The sequence below is a fragment of the Actinoallomurus spadix genome (assembly GCF_024055725.1).
GTDB classification, from domain to species: Bacteria; Actinomycetota; Actinomycetes; order Streptosporangiales; family Streptosporangiaceae; genus Actinoallomurus; species Actinoallomurus spadix.
The window spans coordinates 38,391-55,355 of the sequence record NZ_JAMXMX010000037.1; the positions used below are offsets into that span (position 1 = coordinate 38,391).

The 16,965-nt window shown below is 72.9% G+C and carries 18 protein-coding genes; 9 read left to right on the forward strand and 9 right to left on the reverse strand.

The annotated features are described in order from the left end of the window. Positions 1–73: 73 nt before the first annotated feature. The gene (locus NE235_RS34335; RefSeq protein ID WP_252810558.1) at positions 74–949 is read right to left on the reverse strand and encodes a polysaccharide deacetylase family protein; all 876 of its coding nucleotides are present in this window, start codon (positions 947–949) and stop codon (positions 74–76) included. A 50-nt stretch (positions 950–999) separates the two neighbouring features. Between NE235_RS34335 and NE235_RS34340 the strand changes: the two genes are divergently transcribed. After that, positions 1,000–1,392 (forward strand): MerR family transcriptional regulator, encoded by a 393-nt coding sequence (locus NE235_RS34340; RefSeq protein WP_252810560.1) that lies wholly within the window; start codon positions 1,000–1,002, stop codon positions 1,390–1,392. 349 nt (positions 1,393–1,741) lie between these two features. On the opposite strand, the gene NE235_RS34345 is transcribed toward NE235_RS34340, so the two are convergent. Then, entirely contained in the window at positions 1,742–2,320 is a 579-nt protein-coding gene (locus NE235_RS34345) for a TetR/AcrR family transcriptional regulator (RefSeq protein WP_252810562.1), read from the reverse strand. A 91-nt stretch (positions 2,321–2,411) separates the two neighbouring features. On the opposite strand from NE235_RS34345, the gene NE235_RS34350 reads away from it, so the two are divergent. Further along, positions 2,412–2,885: a TIGR03086 family metal-binding protein gene (locus tag NE235_RS34350; RefSeq protein WP_252810564.1), complete on the forward strand. Its 474-nt coding sequence runs from the start codon at positions 2,412–2,414 to the stop codon at positions 2,883–2,885. A 15-nt stretch (positions 2,886–2,900) separates the two neighbouring features. Here NE235_RS34350 and NE235_RS34355 read toward each other — a convergent pair whose 3' ends face one another. After that, positions 2,901–3,899 carry a zinc-dependent alcohol dehydrogenase family protein gene (locus tag NE235_RS34355; RefSeq protein ID WP_252810566.1) on the reverse strand — a complete coding sequence of 333 codons (999 nt, stop codon included), beginning with the start codon at positions 3,897–3,899 and terminating at the stop codon, positions 2,901–2,903. Positions 3,900–4,010: 111 nt separating this feature from the next. Here NE235_RS34355 and NE235_RS34360 point away from each other — a divergent pair, with 111 nt between their 5' ends. Both NE235_RS34360 and NE235_RS34365 read left to right on the forward strand, forming a co-directional pair. Continuing rightward, positions 4,011–4,346 (forward strand): ArsR/SmtB family transcription factor, encoded by a 336-nt coding sequence (locus NE235_RS34360; protein ID WP_252810568.1) that lies wholly within the window; start codon positions 4,011–4,013, stop codon positions 4,344–4,346. Positions 4,347–4,473: 127 nt separating this feature from the next. Then, positions 4,474–4,839, forward strand: a complete 366-nt coding sequence (locus tag NE235_RS34365) for a PH domain-containing protein (RefSeq protein ID WP_252810570.1) — start codon at positions 4,474–4,476, stop codon at positions 4,837–4,839. A gap of 69 nt (positions 4,840–4,908) precedes the next feature. Here NE235_RS34365 and NE235_RS34370 read toward each other — a convergent pair whose 3' ends face one another. Continuing rightward, entirely contained in the window at positions 4,909–5,775 is an 867-nt protein-coding gene (locus NE235_RS34370) for an alpha/beta hydrolase family protein (protein WP_252810572.1), read from the reverse strand. 191 nt (positions 5,776–5,966) lie between these two features. Here NE235_RS34370 and NE235_RS34375 point away from each other — a divergent pair, with 191 nt between their 5' ends. Next, positions 5,967–6,947 carry a hypothetical protein gene (locus NE235_RS34375; RefSeq protein WP_252810573.1) on the forward strand — a complete coding sequence of 327 codons (981 nt, stop codon included), beginning with the start codon at positions 5,967–5,969 and terminating at the stop codon, positions 6,945–6,947. Positions 6,948–6,973: 26 nt separating this feature from the next. Here NE235_RS34375 and NE235_RS34380 read toward each other — a convergent pair whose 3' ends face one another. From NE235_RS34380 to NE235_RS34390, 3 genes are all read right to left on the reverse strand, one after another. Beyond that, positions 6,974–7,879, reverse strand: a complete 906-nt coding sequence (locus NE235_RS34380; protein WP_252810576.1) for an esterase/lipase family protein — start codon at positions 7,877–7,879, stop codon at positions 6,974–6,976. A 186-nt stretch (positions 7,880–8,065) separates the two neighbouring features. After that, positions 8,066–9,547: a DHA2 family efflux MFS transporter permease subunit gene (locus NE235_RS34385; RefSeq protein ID WP_252810578.1), complete on the reverse strand. Its 1,482-nt coding sequence runs from the start codon at positions 9,545–9,547 to the stop codon at positions 8,066–8,068. Between the two features lie 91 nt (positions 9,548–9,638). Further along, entirely contained in the window at positions 9,639–10,127 is a 489-nt protein-coding gene (locus NE235_RS34390; RefSeq protein WP_252810579.1) for a MarR family winged helix-turn-helix transcriptional regulator, read from the reverse strand. Between the two features lie 100 nt (positions 10,128–10,227). Here NE235_RS34390 and NE235_RS34395 point away from each other — a divergent pair, with 100 nt between their 5' ends. Then, a complete protein-coding gene (locus NE235_RS34395; protein WP_252810581.1) occupies positions 10,228–11,817 on the forward strand; it encodes an MFS transporter in 1,590 nt (529 codons plus the stop codon). A 10-nt stretch (positions 11,818–11,827) separates the two neighbouring features. Here the strand turns inward: NE235_RS34395 and NE235_RS34400 are convergent, their stop codons facing one another. Further along, positions 11,828–12,967 (reverse strand): Gfo/Idh/MocA family protein, encoded by a 1,140-nt coding sequence (locus tag NE235_RS34400; RefSeq protein ID WP_252810583.1) that lies wholly within the window; start codon positions 12,965–12,967, stop codon positions 11,828–11,830. A gap of 4 nt (positions 12,968–12,971) precedes the next feature. Here NE235_RS34400 and NE235_RS34405 point away from each other — a divergent pair, with 4 nt between their 5' ends. The 3 genes from NE235_RS34405 to pgi all read left to right on the forward strand — a co-directional run bounded on the left by NE235_RS34405 (position 12,972) and on the right by pgi (position 16,057). Beyond that, the gene (locus NE235_RS34405; protein WP_252810585.1) at positions 12,972–13,190 is read left to right on the forward strand and encodes an SbtR family transcriptional regulator; all 219 of its coding nucleotides are present in this window, start codon (positions 12,972–12,974) and stop codon (positions 13,188–13,190) included. Positions 13,191–13,255: 65 nt separating this feature from the next. Then, a complete protein-coding gene (locus NE235_RS34410) occupies positions 13,256–14,305 on the forward strand; it encodes a lipoate--protein ligase family protein (protein ID WP_252810587.1) in 1,050 nt (349 codons plus the stop codon). A 108-nt stretch (positions 14,306–14,413) separates the two neighbouring features. Beyond that, the gene (pgi, locus tag NE235_RS34415) at positions 14,414–16,057 is read left to right on the forward strand and encodes a glucose-6-phosphate isomerase (RefSeq protein ID WP_252810589.1); all 1,644 of its coding nucleotides are present in this window, start codon (positions 14,414–14,416) and stop codon (positions 16,055–16,057) included. Positions 16,058–16,061: 4 nt separating this feature from the next. Here pgi and NE235_RS38495 read toward each other — a convergent pair whose 3' ends face one another. After that, positions 16,062–16,952 (reverse strand): DoxX family protein, encoded by an 891-nt coding sequence (locus tag NE235_RS38495; protein ID WP_308206197.1) that lies wholly within the window; start codon positions 16,950–16,952, stop codon positions 16,062–16,064. Positions 16,953–16,965: the final 13 nt, after the last annotated feature.

The following is a 16,965-nucleotide window of genomic DNA, read 5'->3' on the forward strand; positions in this document are numbered from 1 at the left end:
GCGCACCGCCTCCATCCGGTCGAGCCCGCGGATGAAGGCCCTTGAGTGCGTCGCGCCGGTCGGCGGCCGGCGATCAGCCTAGGCGCGGGTCGACCGTACGCAGATAATGCTCGGCGATTTCGTCGCTGGTGGTCAGCCAGACGTCCGGCTGCGCCGCCAGGTAGGCCAGCGCCTGGTCGAGGTACTTCGCGCGGAATGCCTGGCCGATGGAGAACGGGTGCAGGGCCAGCGCCATCACCCGGCCGCTGTGCGCGGAGTCGGCGTGCAACTGCTCGTACTGGTCGGTGACGATCTGGAGGAACTCCGGCCCGGTCGTTCCGTTGCCGAACAGCATCAGGTCGTTGAGCTCTACCGAATACGGGACGCTGATCATCCCGGGCACTCGCAGCGGGTACGGCTGGTCGTCGTTGGTCCAGTCCAGCAGATAGCGGAAGCCGAGGTCGGCCAGCAGTTCCGGGGTATGGAACGTCTCGGTCAGGCCTGGCCCCATCCAGCCGCGTGGTCGCCGGCCGGTGCCCTCGGCGAGGGTGTCGGTGATCTCGGTGAGGACGCGGCGCTCGTCGTCGCGGTCCATGCCGGTGTGCAGGATCGAGTTGGTCTGCCCGTGCGCCAGCCACGCCCAGTCCCGCTCGACGCCGGCCTTGACGATCTGTGGGTAGTGGTGGACGACGTCGGAGTTGAGTAGCACGCTGGCCCGGATGCCGTGCCGGTCCAGGATTTCGGTGATGCGCCAGATGCCGACCCGGGCGCCGTAGTCACGCCAGCCGTGGTTGAGCGCGTCGGGCACCAGGTTCGCGGTACCGGGCCAGATGCTGGTGGACGGGCGGCCGAGCAGGAAGTGTTCGACGTTGAGCCCGACGTACACGGCGACCCGCGCGTTGTCGGGCCAGGTGATCGTCGGCCGCTCGGTGATCGGGGTGTACTCGAAGAGATCCAGGTCCTGTGTCATGCCGGAACGGTAGGACCTAACATTAATGTCAGGTTCAAGCGAGGAGTGACGTGCGCATCGGTGAGCTGGCGCGGCGGACCGGGGTGAGTGAGCGGTCCCTGCGGTACTACGAGCAGCAGGGCCTGCTGGCCGCCGACCGTACCCCGGGCGGCCAGCGCGACTACCCGGACGCCGCGGTCGACCGGGTCATTCGCATCCAGGAGCTCTTCGCCGCAGGACTGCACAGCAGGAAGATCGCGGAGCTACTGCCGTGCATGCGCGACGCGGACGGCGGCCCCTCCGAGATCGCCGACGCGAAGCTGGTCGCCGAACTCACCGCCGAACGTGACCGCATCGACCGCATGATCGGCGACCTCATCTCTTCCCGCGAGGTCCTCGACGACGTCATCACCGCGGCCTCGCAACCCGACGACCGGCCGGTGAACCTCGGCCGTCCCGGGTAGGGGCGTGGCAGGGCCATCGAGCGCGACACGGGGCTGAGGACGGTCGGCGATCTCCCCGGAGCAGAGGAACGGTCCTCGGCCCGGGGCTGTGGAATACCGCACCCTGCGAATAAGTGCTCTGCCCCAGTGTGACGGGCGCCGTCAAGGCGTGAGATGGCGGACCAGGGCGGGGAGCCGGCGAGTGATCGGCTCCCCGCTCCGTCATGGGGCCGGCGGAGCCGCGGCCGGCGGCGTAGGCGGGGCGTCGTCAGGTCGCCGGGCACGCGCACCGTGCCGGGCGACGGCGCGTTCCGGCGGGCCGTCCGCGCGGCCGGCCCGCCCTGGGACGCGTACCGCCGAAGACGGTGTGTCAGATGACGGCGAGCCGGTCCACCAGCAGCTCCACCCTCCGCTCGGCGTCCTCCGGCGGCAGCCGTCCCGCCCTGGTCAGGGTGGCCAGCCCGTGCAGGGCCGCCCAGAACACCTCGGTGAACATCCCCGGGTGGACACCGTCCCCGGCGACCTCACCGAGGCTTTCCAGCAGGGCGGCGAACGCGTCCCGCAGAGGTTGCGGGGTGTCCTCGTGCGCGAAGGCCAGGCCGCCGTCGAGCTCGAACAGAGCGTCGTAGACCGCCGGGTTGCGAGCGGCGAAATCGAGGTAGGCGCGGGCGAGGGCGGTGACCCGGGCGCGCGGTCCGTCCGCGGCGGCGGTCGCGGCCCGGACCGCCGCGGCCATCTCGGTGGCACCCTCGAGGGCGACGGCGCCGATGATCTCCCGTTTGCCGCGGAAATGGCTGTAGAGCACGGGCTGGCTGTACTCGATGCGCTCGGCGAGCCGGCGGGTGGTGACCGCGTCCCAGCCCTGCTGCTCGGCGAGTTCGCGGGCCGTCGTCACGATGAGGCGCTCGCGCTCCGCCCGTTCGCGCTGCTTGCGTTCCTGTACCGACATGGCTCGACCCTAGCATTGCTAGGCAATCGAGCGGCAGTAGCTCTAGCGTCGCCTCGTCGTCTAGCAACACTAGCCGGCGAGATGGGTCCTCATGCTCGGCGCGCTCGGAGGCCGAGCCCGGGGCGGCCGCCGCGGGGGCGGCGGCGCCGACCTCGCGGACTGGCGGTCCCGGCCGCTCGGCGCGGATCCGGCGGGCGCGTACGCCGAGGCGGCCGAGGACGTGCTGGCCGCCTTCGCGGAGCCCGACGCGCCGTCGCGGGAGTTCCCCCTTCCCGAGGTCGGACCCGGTTCGACGTTCCCCGAGAGCCAGGCGATCGGGTTCCACTTCATCGACTACGTCGTGCACGGCTGGGACGTCGCCCGCTCCCTCGGGCTGGCGTACGAACTGGACGACGACCTGGCCGAGGACGCCCTGCGGGTCGCCCTGGCGGTCCCCGGCGGGAACCACCGGCTCGGGCCCGGCGCCGCCTTCGGGCCCGAACCGCCCGCCCCCGTGGACCCGTCACCGCTCGACCGGATCCTGACGGCGCTCGGCCGCTCCCCGGCCTGGCCCGGCCGCGCCTGAGCGCCGGTCCGGGGCTCAGTGGGCGACGGTGGCGACGATCTTGCCGAACTGGGCGTTGGACTCCAGGTGGCGGTGGGCCTCGACGATCTCGTTCAGGTCGAACGTGCGGTCCACGACGGGCCGGAACGCGCCCGAACGCAGCCCGGAGGCCACGAACGCCTCCGCCCGGCGCAGCCGCTCGGGCCGGCGGGTCGTCTCGTGCAGCGTGTAGGTGCGCATGGTGAGGGCGGGCATGCCGAGGTCGATGGCCGGATAGGGGGTGGGCCGGCCGCTCAGCGCGCCGTAGACCAGGAGGGTGCCCTCGTCGGCGACGACCTTGGCCAGGTCCGTCACGCCGGGCCCGGCGACGGCGTCGAACACGAACTCGGCGCCCCGCCCGCCGGTCGCCGCGAGCACCCGCTCGACGACGTCCTCGGACTCGGTCACGATCACGTCCGCCGCGCCGTGCCGCAACAGCGCCTCCTTCTTGGCGGCGGTGCGGGTCACGGCGATCGGCGCGGCGCCGACGCGCTGGGCGACCTGGATCGCGGCCAGTCCCACGCTGCTGGACGCCGCGGTCAGCACGACCGTGTCCCCGGGCCGCATCCCGCCGACCTCGACCAGTCCGCCGTAGGCCGTCACGTACGGCATCCACACCGCCGCGCCCTCGACGGCCCCGAGTCCCTCCGGGCGGCGCACCACCGCCGCGGCGGGCACGATCGCCCGCTCGGCGTAGACGCCGTAGTCGTTCGGCGAGAACGCGGGCACGGTGCTGACCGGCTCACCCACCCGGAACCCGGTGACGCCGTCCCCGATCGCCTCGATCACGCCCGCGGACTCGGTGCCCAGCCGGGCGGGGAACCGCTTGACCGGCTCGATGTAACGGCCGCTCCGGAACAACGCCTCGGCGCGGTTCAGGCCGATCGCGTCCACCCTGATCCGCACCTCACCCGGACCCGGCTCGCCGACCTCGACGTCCTCCAGCCGCATCACCTCGGGGCCGCCGAGCTCGTGGAATCGCACCGTCCTGGCCATCGTGTCGTCCTCTCATGACGTCGTCGTCGTGGCTCGACCCAAGCGCAGAACTACGATGGTTGTCAAACTTTGATGAGCATCGTAGTTCGATGGAGGTCGTAGGATGAGGTCATGGAACGCATCCCGCCGCACCCCGACGTGCGGACGGTCCCGCTGCAGCGGGTCCTCGAGGCCCTCGTCGACCCGGTGCGGCGGAGCATCGTCACGCAGCTCTGCGACGCCGCCGCCGACCTCAGGTGTGGAGGGTTCGACCTTCCCGTGAGCAACTCGACGGCCACGCACCACTTCCGGATCCTGCGCGAGACCGGACTGATCCGGCAGTACTACGTCGGCACCGCGCGGATGAACACCCTCAGGCGCGACGAGTTCGACGAGGCATTCCCCGGCCTGCTCGACGCCGTCGTGTCCGCGGACCGGAGGTCCTCCGGGGCCGCCGCCACGGCCTGACCGAGGGCTCCGCCGCCCGCCGGCGGCGCGTCGCCCGCGTCGTAACGTTTCAGTGACCTGCCGGGACGGCATAGTGCGCAATCGGTACCTTTGTGCGCTATCTGCTTCCCGAAAGAAAGGTCAGATCGTGGCTATCCGCGACAAACTGCGAGCGAACGCGGCTCCCTTCCTTCAGCCGGGCGAGAACGTCCAAGCGGTCTTCTGCGGCCAGACGACCAGCCAGTACTTCGCCCTGATCTCGGTGTGGATCATCATCCTCACGAACGCCTACCGCGTGGTGGTGGTCACGGATCGGCGTATCCTGATCTGCCGGTCGGGGCGGTTCCGGATGACCCCGGTGAAGGAGGTCCTCCGGGAACTGCCGCGGGCCACGCGGATCGGCCCGGCGAGCGGTCTGTGGTGGCGTTCGGAGTCCCTCGGCGAGCGGCTGTACGTCCACAAGCGGTTCCACAAGGACGTGGCCGCGGCGGACGGCCACGCGCTCGCGGCCTGACACACCCCCTTTCCCGGACAGGCCGGCCGCATCCCGCCGGCCCGTCCGGGAAAGCGTCGGCCGGCGTCCTCATCCGCCGGTGCCGCCGGAGGCCGGGGGCAGGTGCCGGCGGAGGAAGTCCACGAGAGTACGGGCGAGCCGCACGCGGTGGTCCGACAGCTCGTGGTCGGTCGAGAACAGCTGCTCCTCGAGGCGCTCGACCGGATGGGCCCGGTAGGCGCTCACGAGCGGATCGTGATGGAACGGGGCGGGGGTCACGTCGTCGCGGTCGGCGCCGCCGATGAGCAGCACCGCGCGGTCCGCGAGCCGCGGCGCGAGCCCGGCGAGACTCCACGAGTCGCCCGCCTCCTCCATCTCGGCGACGAGGGCCTCGGCGCCGGTGCCGCGGAGCGGGGCGAGGCTGCCGCCGAACAGGTCGAGGCACCACGCGCGCCGCGCCGGATCGGTCCGGAACGCGGCGGCCATCCGCCCGAAGTCGAACCCGGCCACCGAGGCCACCGCGGCGATCGACGGGTCCGCCGCCGCGGTCATCAGCGCGGTGAAGCCGCCGGCGCTGTGCCCGGCCACCGCGAGCCGCCCCGGGTCCAGCCGGTGGGCGGCCGCGAACTCCGGCTCCCGTACGGCGGTCGTGACCCGCGCGGCGTCCTCGAGCAGGTGCGTCCAGGAGTACGTGCCGCCGACCCCCCACGAGCCCCGGTAGTGGAAGACCAGGGAGGCGTAACCGGCCCGGCGCAGTGCCTGGGCCAGGTCGAAGTTGCGCTCGTTGCCGGGGAACCCGTGCAGGAGCACGACCACCGGGTGCGGTCCAGGTCCGGCCGGCACGTGCAGGACGCCGAGCAGCGTCTCACCCGCGCTCTCAAAGGTCACCGCCGGAGTCGCCGCGGCCGGCGTCAGCTCGGGGGCCGGGTCGGTCATGAGGAGATCGAAAGCGGTCATGTTGCCTCCGCGAGTTAAGGGGACGGCGTGAGGGTAACAGCAGATCGAACCGTTCGGTACCATCAGGTTCCTCATGACTCACCCGGACGGGGGAGACGGACTTCCACGGTTCACACCGCGGGGGGTCCTGCCCGGCTCACGTCTCCGGAAGGCTCACACGTAGTCGGATCGGCTCGAGGTGAGGGGTTCGGATGATGGGGGACTCGGCGGCACCGGCGGGAGGCGTGGGCGCGCGATGGAGCGCCGCGCGCAGGATCGCCGGGTACGGCGCGGCGCTCAGCATGGGCTCCTACCTGGTCGTCAAGGTCATCTGGGTCGTCGCGGCGTTCGTCGGCCACGCCCCGGAGGGGTTCGGCACCGCCGACTGGGTGACGCTGAACGCCGTCACCGTGGCGATGGCGATGACCGGTGCCGGACTCGGGCTGGCGCTGGCCCAGCGGTGGGGACGCCGGCTGCCCGCCGTGCCGGTGGTGCTCTTCTCCTGGGTGGGCGCGGGCTTCCTGGTCCCCATGATCCCGTACCTGGTGGCCACGGGGCTCCTCGGCGCGTCCGGGGCCGGCGGGGGCGGTGCGGGGGACGACTCCGACCCCGCGCCCGGGTGGGAGACGGTGATGATCACCGTCGGCTTCACGGGAATGGCGCTCGGGCTGGCCGTGGCCTTGCCGATCTACCTGCGGGAACGATGGCCGCGCGCCTTCCTCGGCCGGCTGCGGGGCGGCGAGGCGGGGGCGCGGTCGCTCATCACGGCGGCGATCGCCGTGGCCGCCGGGCTGGGCGTGCTCTGGTCCTTCTGGGGCCTGGGCGGCACGCTGGGCCTCGACCCGGCTCACCGCGATCACTGGGATTCGGGCGGGCGGCTGCTGAACGCGACCTGGGGGATGTGGGCCCTGATCGGCGCCTGGAGCGGGTGGGCGCTGACGCGCGGCCGGCCCGGCGGGCTTCGGCTGTGGCTGCCGATGAGCCTGGCCTTCGCGGCGTCGGGCTCGCTGTTCGCGTGGGGAGGCTGGCTGCTGGTGATGGTGATCCTGCGGCCGGGAGGGTTCACGCCCGCCGAGTACACCGGGGTCGCGGTCGCCGAGCACGTCCTGGGCGTCGCCCTCGGGGTGACGCTGCTGACAGTGGTCCGCCGGGTCGTCGTCCGGGCGGCGGATCCCGCCGCCGGGGGCGGCTGACCGCCCCCGGGTGTGGCGGAGCGTCCTCAGCCGTGGGACAGGCAGGTGCTGGGCGTGGCGTGCGCCGGGTCGAGGGCGTTCTCGACCTCGTGCAGGGCGACGGGGTCGAACGCGATCGCCACGTGCTCGGAGACGCCGGCCGGGCAGAGGTTCTGCAGGAGGACGTCGTGGACGCCGGACCCGCTGAGGAACTGCGTGGCGTACGGCGTGACGACCTCGTCGTACCGGCTGGCGATCACGGTGTAGGAGACGCCGGGGACCGTGTCGCCGTCGGCGTTCAGCTTCGTCAGCAGGCTGGAGCCGGCGATCTGGTCGGCGCAGGCGGGACAGCCGGCGTTCAGCAGGTCGAGTGCGCCGGGGAAGGACGCGGCGAGGGTGGCGAGGCCGTCGAGGGTCGTCCCGTGGTTGGAGGGGGCCAGGCCGACGAGCGTGTGCACCTTGGCCGCGCCGCCGAGGAAGCGCAGGTAGTAGCGCGGCATCATGCCGCCCTGTGAGTGCCCGACGAGATCGGCCTGGGCGGCGTTCGTGGCGGCGAGGACGCCGGTGACGAACGTGGCCAGCTGTCCCGCCGACTCCGCCACCGGGGCGACGGCGCGAAGGACGGGGACGCCGGGCACCTGGCCGTAGGTCAGGGCGAAGACGCAGTAGCCGCGCGCGGCGAGGGCGGGTGCGGCGGCGAGCCAGTTGACGCTGCCGTTGGCGAAGGTGCCGTGGACGAGGACCACCGGCCGCGGGTGCGCGGCGGACGGCCGGCATGACCAGTCGTTCGCGCCGGGGACGCCCGGGGCGGCGAGTGCCTTGGCGGCCTCGACCGGGTCGGCGGCGTGCGCCGGAGCGGACAGGCCGGTGACCAGGGCGGAGGCCAGGACGGGGGAGAGAGCTGCGGCGGCGGCGAGACGGAGGGCGCGGAGCAGGCGGGGGCGAGGGGGCACGGTTCCCTCCCGGGTGGGGGTGGCGGGGGAGTGCCGTTGTGAACCGCGTCACGTAACCAGGCACTTATGGAGGGAAGTTACCCCGGGTTAACAACCTGACCAATGGGTCACGAATAACGGTCAAGTAACGAAACCGGTCGGTGGCTCGCGGGGCGCCGGAAGGTCTCCCGCGCCCCGCCACCCCTGTCAGAGCGAGGAATTCTCCACCGCGACGGTGGCGGTGGGCGCGTCGCCCACGAGGCCGACGCCGGCGGGCGCGGCCGTCGTGGCGCGTGGCCGCCGCAGCACGGTCAGGGTCAGGACGAAGGCGACGGCGAGCAGGCCCGCGCCGACGCCGAACGCCAGGTGGAACCCACCGGTGAGCGCGGACGCCCGGTCGTGCCCGTGCGCCGCCAGCCGGGTGGTGCGCGCGGCCGCCAGCGTGGACAGCACCGCGACGCCGAGCGCGCCGCCGACCTGCTGGCTCGTGTTGAACAGCCCGGAGGCCGCTCCCGCGTCGTCGGGCCTGGCCCCCGACATGCCGAGGGCGGTCACCGCCGAGATCGCCAGGCCGAATCCACCCGCGAGCAGCATCGTCGGCAGCAGGTCCGTGACGTAGGCGGCGTGCGCGGGCAGCCGGGTCAGCAGCGCCAGGGCCGCGACGAGGGACGCCAGGCCGGTCAGCAGCACGCGCCGCTCGCCGAACCGCGCGATCAGCCGGGCCGACAGCAGGAGCGACACGGCCGCGATCGCGCCGGCCGCCGGCAGTAGCGCCAGGCCCGTGCCCAGCGCGCCGTACCCGAGGACGTTCTGGGCGTACAGCGCGATGAGGATCTGGAACCCGAACAGGGCGGAGACCATCAGGACCTGGATGAGGTTGGCGCCCGAGACGTTGCGCGACCGGAACATCCGCAGGGGCAGCAGGGGCGTGGCCGCCCGGGCCTGGCGCCGGACGAACGCGGCGAGCAGGGCGATGGACACCGCGCCGAGGCCGAGTGTCGAGGGGGAGGTCCAGCCGTGGCCGCCCGTCCACACGATCGTGTAGACGGTGAGCATCAGCCCGCCGGTGACCAGCAGCGCGCCGAAGGCGTCGGCGCCCGCCGCGAGGCCGGGACCGCGCTCGGCCGGCAGCGCCCGCGCCGCGAGGATCAGCGTCGCCGCGCCGATCGGCAGGTTGATGAAGAAGATCCAGTGCCAGTTGATCGCCTCGGTGAGGACTCCGCCGAGGACCTGGCCGAGCGAGGCCCCGGCGGCCCCGACGAAGCTGAACGCGCCGATCGCCGTGCCGCGCTCCCGGGGCTCGGGGAAGAGCGTGACGATCATTCCGAGGCTGACGGCCGAGGTGAGCGCGCCACCGGCGCCCTGCACGAACCGGGCGGCGATGAGCGTCGCCTGGCCGGTCGCGAGGCCGCACAGCAGCGAGGCGGCGGTGAACACCGCCAGGCCGGTGACGAACACCCGCTTTTGGCCGATCAGGTCGCCGAGCCGGCCGGCCAGCAGGAGCAGGCCGCCGAAAGCGATCATGTAGGCGTTGACGGTCCAGGTGAGGTCCGCGGGGGAGAAGTCCAGGTCCCGCTGGATGGCCGGCAGCGCGACCGTCACGATGCTGCCGTCCAAGATGATCATCAGGGTTCCGGCGCACAGCGCGACGAGCGCCGCCGTGCGCGAGCGGCCAAGGGGTGAGGGCATGAGCGTTCTCCCGGTGCGTGGGTGGATCACCGAGATAGGACGCTAGCAAATGGTTTTGTTGTAGACAATCTCTCTTGGATCTAAACGGGCCTCACACTCGTGACTGGCGGGCCCTCCGGATCGGCCGCTCGGACTCCACGGGCGCCGACAGGTGGCCCTCGGCCAGCCGGGTCAGCGCGCGGACGAGCACGTCGCGCTCGTCCTCGGGCAGCGCCTCCAGGGCTTCGCGGTGCACCCGGTCGGCGATGCGCGTCCCCTCGTCGACGATCCGCTCGCCCGCCTCGGTGACCGAGATGATCCGCGCCCGGCGGTCCCGGCTCGACGGCCGGCGCTCGGCGAGCCCGGCCTTCTCGAGTTCGTCGACGGTGACGACCATGGTCGTCTTGTCCAGGTCGGAGATCTCGGCCAGCTGGATCTGAGTGCGCTCCTCCTCGAGGGCGTGGAACAGTACGCAGTAGGCCCGGGGGGTGATCCCGATCTCGCTGAAGGCGGCGGTCATCCGGGTCGTGAGCACGTACCCGGTGTGGGTGAGCAGGTACGACAGGTCCGGCGCGGTGCGCGAGGGAGCGCTCGTGGTCATGTCTCCAATGTAACAAGCAGCGGATTATCCGTAACCGTACGAACCAGTGCGGTCAGCGTCCGGTGCGCGGACGGTCAGCGGCGGCGCCGAGCCTGCTCCCATGAACGAGAACTCCGCCGTAACCGCGGCCAGGGCGGGCCGCCGGGAGTGGATCGCGCTCTGCGTGCTCCTGCTCCCCCTCCTCCTCGTGTCCATGGACGTCTCGGTGCTGTACTTCGCCGTCCCGTTCATCAGCCGGACCCTTCAGCCGACGAGCACCGAGCAACTGTGGATCTTCGACATCTACGGCTTCGTGCTGGCCGGTCTCCTCATCACGATGGGCGCGCTCGGCGACCGGATCGGCCGGCGCCGGCTGCTGCTGATCGGCGCGCTCGGCTTCGGCCTCGCGTCGGTCGCGGCGGCGTACGCGCAGAGCGCCGGGATGCTCATCGCCGCCCGCGCCGTGCTCGGGGTCGGCGGCGCGACGCTGATGCCGTCGACGCTGGCGCTGATCCGGAACATGTTCCACGACGAGAAGCAGCGCGCCACCGCCGTCGCGATCTGGTCGGCCGCCACCACGAGCGGCATCGCGCTCGGCCCCGTCCTGAGCGGCCTGCTCCTGAACCACTTCTGGTGGGGCTCGGTCTTCCTCATCAACACCCCGGCGATGGTGCTGCTCCTCGTCTTCGCCCCGTTCCTGGTGCCGGAGTTCCGGAACCCGGCGGCCGGCCGGTTCGACCTGGTGAGCTCGGTCCTCTCGCTGGGAGCGGTCCTGCCCGTGATCTACGGCGTAAAGGAGATCGCCGCGAACGGCGCGGACCTCACGCGGGCGCTGAGCATCGTCGCCGGGCTGCTCGTCGGCGCGGTCTTCATCCGCCGCCAGGGCCGCCGCCCCGATCCGATGATCGACCTGCGGATGTTCCGCGACCGCGGGTTCAGCGGCTCGATCCTCACCAACCTCATCGCGATGTTCGCCATGGTCGGCTTCGCGATCTTCTCGACGCAGTACCTGCAGTCCGTGCTCGCCATGAGCCCCCTGACCGCCGCCCTGTGGAGCCTGGTCCCCTCCCTGGGCGTCGGCGTCGCCGCGCCCCTGGCCACGCAGCTGGCCCGCCGGGTCAACCGGGCGTACGTGATCGGCGCCGGCTTCCTGGTCGCCGCGCTGGGCCTCGTCGCACTGACACAGGTCCGGGCGGACTCGCCGGTCGCGATGATCCTGGTCGGGGCCGGGGTGTACGCCATCGGCCTGGCGGTGGTGATGACACTCGTCACCGACATGGTGCTCGGCGCCGCGCCGCCCGAGCGCGCCGGGACCGCGTCGGCGCTGGTCGAGTGCGGCTCGGAGTTCGGCGGCGCCCTCGGCATGGCGATCCTCGGCAGCGTCGGGACGGCGATCTACCGCCGTGACGTCACGGACGCGCTGCCCACCGGCCTGTCGCACGACGCGGTGCACGCCGTACGGGAGACGCTGGGCGGCGCGCTCGCGGTGGCGGGGCGGATGCCGGGCGGGACCGGCGAGGTGATCCGGCGGGCGGCCCGCGACGCGTTCGTCGACGGCATGCACGCCGCCGCCGTGACCGGTGCCGTGGTCATGGTGGGCGCCGCCCTCCTGACCGTGGTGGTCCTGCGCCGGACCCGGATCGCCCAGCCGTCCGACCGGCCCGGCCCGGCACCGGACGCGGCGGCCGCCGAACCCGCCCTGCGTGGCTGACCGCCGGACCTCACCGGTCCACCGGCCGGCGCCCGCCCGTCTCGGCGGACCGGCGGACCGCGTCGAGCAACCGGTGCACGCGGACCCCGTGCTCGAATCCCGGTACGCGCCGGGTCCCCTCGCGGATGTCCTCCGCGAGGCGCGCGTACAGCCGTGCGACGTTCCGGGCGAACGGCGGAACCTCGCCCGGGACGCTCCCGTGCCGGTCCGGTCCGATGTGCCGGTCCGGCACGGGCAGGTCATGCCAGGGGCCGCCGGCCTCCCGGGCCTCGCGCAGCCGGGGGTCGCCCATCTGGATCTGCGCGGTCTTCCAGTCGCCCGCCGCGACCACGGCCAGGTCCCCCTCGGTGCCGGTGAACTCCAGGACGGTACGGCTCTCGCCGAGCTTGGCGTCCTGCAGGTGGACCGAGACGATCGCCCCGCCGGCGAGCCCGCCGTGCAGCGCCACCTGGTCCGGGGCGGTCGCGGTGATCGTCTCCCCGGTCTCGGCGACGGAGTACCGCGGGCGGGAGACCGCCAGGGCGGCCGAGAGCTCGGTGAGGTCCCCGGCCAGGTACTCCAGGACGTCCAGCGTGTGGCCGCCGACGACCTCCAGGAGACCCGCGTGCTGGTCCCGGTCGAGGGTGTAGGCGGCCCAGGCGGGGGTCCGCCCGTCCGCGCCCTTGCCCCGCGCGACGTGCACGTTCACCGCCGTGACGCGGCCGATCCGCCCGCCCGTGAGGAGCTCGCGGGCGTACGTGATCGCCGGCGCGCACCGCGCCTGCAGGCCGATCGCCTCGTGCACCCCGGCCACCCGCGCCGATGCCGCCAGACCCTCGGCCTCGCCGGTGGTGAGGCCGAGGGGCCACTCGCAGTAGACGTGCTTGCCGGCCGCCAGGGCCGCGTCGACCAGCTCGGCGTGGGCGGCCACCTTGACGGTGACGGCCACCAGGTCGACCTCGGGATGCTCGGCGAGCCGGCGGGCGTCGGTGAACGCGTGCGCGGCGCCGAACACCCGGGCGGCCTCGCGCGCGGTCTCCGGCCGGCTGGTGCCGACCGCCGTCAGTTCGTACTCCGGTAGCGCGCGCAGCGCGGGGACGTGCGCGTCCGCCGCCCATCCGCGCTCGGGGCTCGCGCTCGACCCCCAGCTCGCGCGGGTCCGGGAGCACATCCGGTTGCTCGTCGGGCACGCCCAGGAGGCCGGGGTGCTGCGCGAGGACGTCACCTGGGAGGACGTCGCCTTCCTCCTCGCCTCGGTGACCACCGCCGACCGCACGCTGGGCCTGCCCGCCGGAGACGGGCAGTGGCGGCGGAACCTCCGGGTCGTCCTCGACGGCCTCCGCGCCGAACGCGGGGGTCCATCCGAGGAATCCCCGGCGGGCCGGCGCGGTTGACGATCTCCGGAGACCGCGAGGATCGCGATCCGGAAGCGCCGGTCAGGATGGGCAGGTGGGCCAGGATGCACGGTGAGTACAAGGTGCCGGGCGGCAAGCTCGTGGTCGTCGACTTCGACGTCGAGGACGGCAGACTCCGGAACACCCGGGTCAGCGGCGACTTCTTCCTCGAACCCGACGAGGCCCTCCTCGCCATCGACGACACCCTGAACGGGCTGCCCGCCCACCTGGAGGCCCGTGACATCGCGGCCCGGATCGACGCCCGGCTGCCCGCGGGCACCATGATGTTCGGGCTCTCCACCGAGGCCGTCGGGATCGCGGTCCGCCGGGCCCTGACCGACGCGACCGACTGGCGCGACTACGACTGGCGGCTGATCCACGACGAACCGCAGGACCCGGCGCTGCACATGGCCCTGGACGAGGTCCTCACCGAGGAGGTGGCGGCCGGTCGGCGGCCGCCGACCTTGCGGGTCTGGGAGTGGGCGGCGCCGGCGGTGGTGATCGGCAGCTTCCAGTCGCTGCGCAACGAGGTCGACGCGGCCGCGGCGCGCCGGCACGGCGTGACCGTGGTCCGCAGGATCAGCGGCGGCGGGGCGATGTTCATCGAGCCGGGCAACACGATCACCTACTCGCTGTACGCCCCGGACGCGCTGGTCCAGGGGATGACGTTCGCCGACAGCTACGCGTTCCTCGACGACTGGGTGCTGGGCGCGCTGGGCGAGCTGGGCATCCGGGCGTGGTACCAGCCCCTCAACGACATCACCTCCGACCAGGGGAAGATCGCCGGCGCGGCGCAGAAGAGGCTGAGCTCCGGCGCGGTGCTGCACCACGTGACCATGTCCTACGACATCGACGCGGACAAGATGCTGCAGGTGCTGCGGATCGGCCGGGAGAAGCTGTCGGACAAGGGCATCGCCAGCGCGAAGAAGCGCGTGGACCCGCTGCGGCGCCAGACCGGCCTGCCCAGGGCACAGATCATCGACCGGATGATCGGGCACTTCCGCAGCCGGTACGGGCTGACCGAGGACCGGATCACCGCCGACGAGCTCGAGGCGGCCGGCAAGCGGGTGGCGGCGAAGTTCGGCACCGCCGAGTGGACGGCCCGCGTGCCCTGACCGGCTCGGGGGTCCGCGAGACGCGGCCCTCGGCGCTTCGGTTGGATGGCCGGGGAGAGGGCACGCGGAGAGAGTGCTCGGCTGAAATCCGATGAAGGGGAGACAAGGATGTCCGACCGTGTTCGGCTGGATGAGACGGAACAATGGCAGGCGCTTCGACGGCACCGTCAGGAGCTCGGTGAGCCGTCGTTGCGCGAGCTGTTCGGCGCCGACCCCGACCGGGGCCGCCGCTACGCGCTGGAGGCCGGCGACCTCTACATCGACTACTCGCGGCACCTGATCACGGACGAGACGCTCCGGCTGCTGCGCGCGCTGGCCGAGGCCCGTGACGTCGCGGCCCTGCGCGACGCCATGTTCGCCGGTGAGAAGATCAACGTCACCGAGAACCGCGCGGTCCTGCACACCGCCCTGCGCGCGCCGCGGGACGCCGTGATCGAGGTCGACGGGAAGAACGTCGTCCCCGAGGTCCACGCGGTGCTGGACCGGATGGCGGCCTTCGCCGAGCGGGTCCGCTCGGGAGAATGGAAGGGCCACACCGGCAAGCCGATCCGCACGGTCGTCAACATCGGCATCGGCGGCTCGGACCTCGGCCCGAAGATGGCGTACGAGGCGCTGAGGCCGTTCAGCGACCGGTCGCGCGACTTCCGGTACGTCTCGAACGTCGACGGCGCCGACCTGCATGAGAACATCCGCGACCTGGACCCGGCCGAGACGCTGTTCATCGTGTCGTCCAAGACGTTCACGACGGTCGAGACGATCACGAACGCCACCTCGGCGCGCCGCTGGCTGCTGGCCGCGCTGGGCGACGAGGCGGCGGTCGCGCGCCACTTCGTGGCGGTGTCCACCAACACCGAGCAGGTCGCCAAGTTCGGCATCGACCCGGCCAACATGTTCGAGTTCTGGGACTGGGTGGGCGGCCGCTACTCCGTCGACTCGGCGATCGGCCTCTCCCTGATGATCGCGATCGGGCCGGAGCGGTTCCGCGAGTTCCTCGACGGCTTCCACCGGATCGACGAGCACTTCCGTACGGCTCCGGCGGAGCGGAACGCGCCGCTCCTGCTCGGCCTGCTGGGCCTGTGGTACGACGACTTCCACGACGCGCAGACCCACGCGGTGCTGCCCTACAGCCACTACCTCTCGCGCTTCACCGACTACCTGCAGCAGCTGGACATGGAGTCCAACGGCAAGAGGGTGGACCGGCAGGGCGAGCGGGTGGGCTGGGACACCGGCCCAATCGTGTGGGGCACACCCGGCACGAACGGCCAGCACGCCTATTACCAGCTGCTGCACCAGGGGACCAAGCTCGTCCCGGCCGACCTGATCGGCTTCGCCCGGCCGCTGGAGGAGCTGGGGGAGCTGGCCGACCAGCACGACCTGCTCATGGCGAACCTGCTCGCGCAGGGGCAGGCGCTGGCGTTCGGCAAGACCGCCGAGGAGGTCGCGGCCGAGGGCGTGGCCCCCGAGCTGGTGCCGCACCGCACCTTCCCGGGAAACCGCCCGACGACGACGATCCTGGCGGACGAGCTGACGCCGTCGGTGCTCGGGCAGCTGATCGCGTTGTACGAACACAAGGTGTTCGTGCAGGGCGCGATCTGGAACATCAACTCCTTCGACCAGTGGGGCGTGGAGCTGGGCAAGGCGCTCGCCAAGCGGCTCGAGCCCCAGCTGACCGCCGCCACCGCCGACACCTCCGGCCTGGACGGCTCGACGGCCGCCCTGGTCGAGCGCTACCGCGCCCTGCGGGGCCGCTGACCGGTCAGGAGCCTCCGGCGGACGGCCCCTTGCGCGGCCTCGCCCGCTTCGCGCGCGGCGCGTCCTTCGCGGAAGGCGCGCCGTCCGCCGGGGGCTCCTGTTCCGGCTCAGGCCCCGCGACCCGTACGTCACGGGACGTGCCGGTCGCGGCGCGCCTCGGCCGCGACGGCGCCGTTCCCCCGGCCGGAGGCTCCGGCCTGCCGTCGGCCGTCGTCCCCGGCGTCGTCGCTCCCGGAGCCGTCGCCCCTGTGGCTGTCGTCCCCGGAGCCGGCGTCCCCGGAGCGGGCGACCCCGGTGCCGGGGCCGGCGAACGCGTGGCCTCGGCGGCGGGCGGGCCAGGGAGGGGCGTCTCGGCGGACCGCGTCTCGTCCGGTCGCCTGCGGCGGCGGCGCCCCGGCGGGCGGCCGGGCCCGCCGCGCCCGAACAGCCGGTGGTCCAGTGTCAGCCGCCCGCCGCCGCCCGCGGCGAACAGCAGCGAGGCCAGGCCGAGGACGAGGACCAGTTCGAAGCCGTTCCGCGGCGTGCCCTTGTCGACGAGGAACACCCCGTGCGCGGCGTGGACGAACACGAACGCCCCGGCCATGTCCAGGAACAGCAGCGTGCCCGCCACCGGGAGGGCGAGGCCGAGGATCAGCGCCGCGCCGCCCAGCAGCTCGACGAAGGTCGAGTAGACGGCCGCGGCCGTCGGGGCGGGCACGCCCATCGCGTCGAAGTCGTGACCGGTCGCGGTCACGCCGACCTGGATCTTCTGCCAGCCGTGGGCCAGGAAGACCACTCCGACCCCGCACCGGGCGAGCAGGGCGACGGCGTCGAACACCGGCCGGCGGGGCGCGACGACCCTCTCCTCGCGCTCCTCGGTCCAGAACGCGTTCATGTCCTCGGGTGAGGTTTCCATCGGTCGATGATCC

What these genes read in the sequence shown, in the direction of transcription:
- NE235_RS34335 (WP_252810558.1), bottom strand. Translation starts at nt 949, where the DNA reads ATGACACAGGACCTGGATCTCTTCGAGTACACCCCGATCACCGAGCGG.
- NE235_RS34345 (WP_252810562.1), bottom strand. Translation starts at nt 2,320, where the DNA reads ATGTCGGTACAGGAACGCAAGCAGCGCGAACGGGCGGAGCGCGAGCGC.
- NE235_RS34350 (WP_252810564.1), top strand. Translation starts at nt 2,412, where the DNA reads ATGCTCGGCGCGCTCGGAGGCCGAGCCCGGGGCGGCCGCCGCGGGGGC.
- NE235_RS34355 (WP_252810566.1), bottom strand. Translation starts at nt 3,899, where the DNA reads ATGGCCAGGACGGTGCGATTCCACGAGCTCGGCGGCCCCGAGGTGATG.
- NE235_RS34360 (WP_252810568.1), top strand. Translation starts at nt 4,011, where the DNA reads ATGGAACGCATCCCGCCGCACCCCGACGTGCGGACGGTCCCGCTGCAG.
- NE235_RS34370 (WP_252810572.1), bottom strand. Translation starts at nt 5,775, where the DNA reads ATGACCGCTTTCGATCTCCTCATGACCGACCCGGCCCCCGAGCTGACG.
- NE235_RS34375 (WP_252810573.1), top strand. Translation starts at nt 5,967, where the DNA reads ATGATGGGGGACTCGGCGGCACCGGCGGGAGGCGTGGGCGCGCGATGG.
- NE235_RS34385 (WP_252810578.1), bottom strand. Translation starts at nt 9,547, where the DNA reads ATGCCCTCACCCCTTGGCCGCTCGCGCACGGCGGCGCTCGTCGCGCTG.
- NE235_RS34390 (WP_252810579.1), bottom strand. Translation starts at nt 10,127, where the DNA reads ATGACCACGAGCGCTCCCTCGCGCACCGCGCCGGACCTGTCGTACCTG.
- NE235_RS34395 (WP_252810581.1), top strand. Translation starts at nt 10,228, where the DNA reads ATGAACGAGAACTCCGCCGTAACCGCGGCCAGGGCGGGCCGCCGGGAG.
- NE235_RS34400 (WP_252810583.1), bottom strand. Translation starts at nt 12,967, where the DNA reads ATGTGCTCCCGGACCCGCGCGAGCTGGGGGTCGAGCGCGAGCCCCGAG.
- NE235_RS34410 (WP_252810587.1), top strand. Translation starts at nt 13,256, where the DNA reads ATGCACGGTGAGTACAAGGTGCCGGGCGGCAAGCTCGTGGTCGTCGAC.
- pgi (WP_252810589.1), top strand. Translation starts at nt 14,414, where the DNA reads ATGTCCGACCGTGTTCGGCTGGATGAGACGGAACAATGGCAGGCGCTT.
- NE235_RS38495 (WP_308206197.1), bottom strand. Translation starts at nt 16,952, where the DNA reads ATGGAAACCTCACCCGAGGACATGAACGCGTTCTGGACCGAGGAGCGC.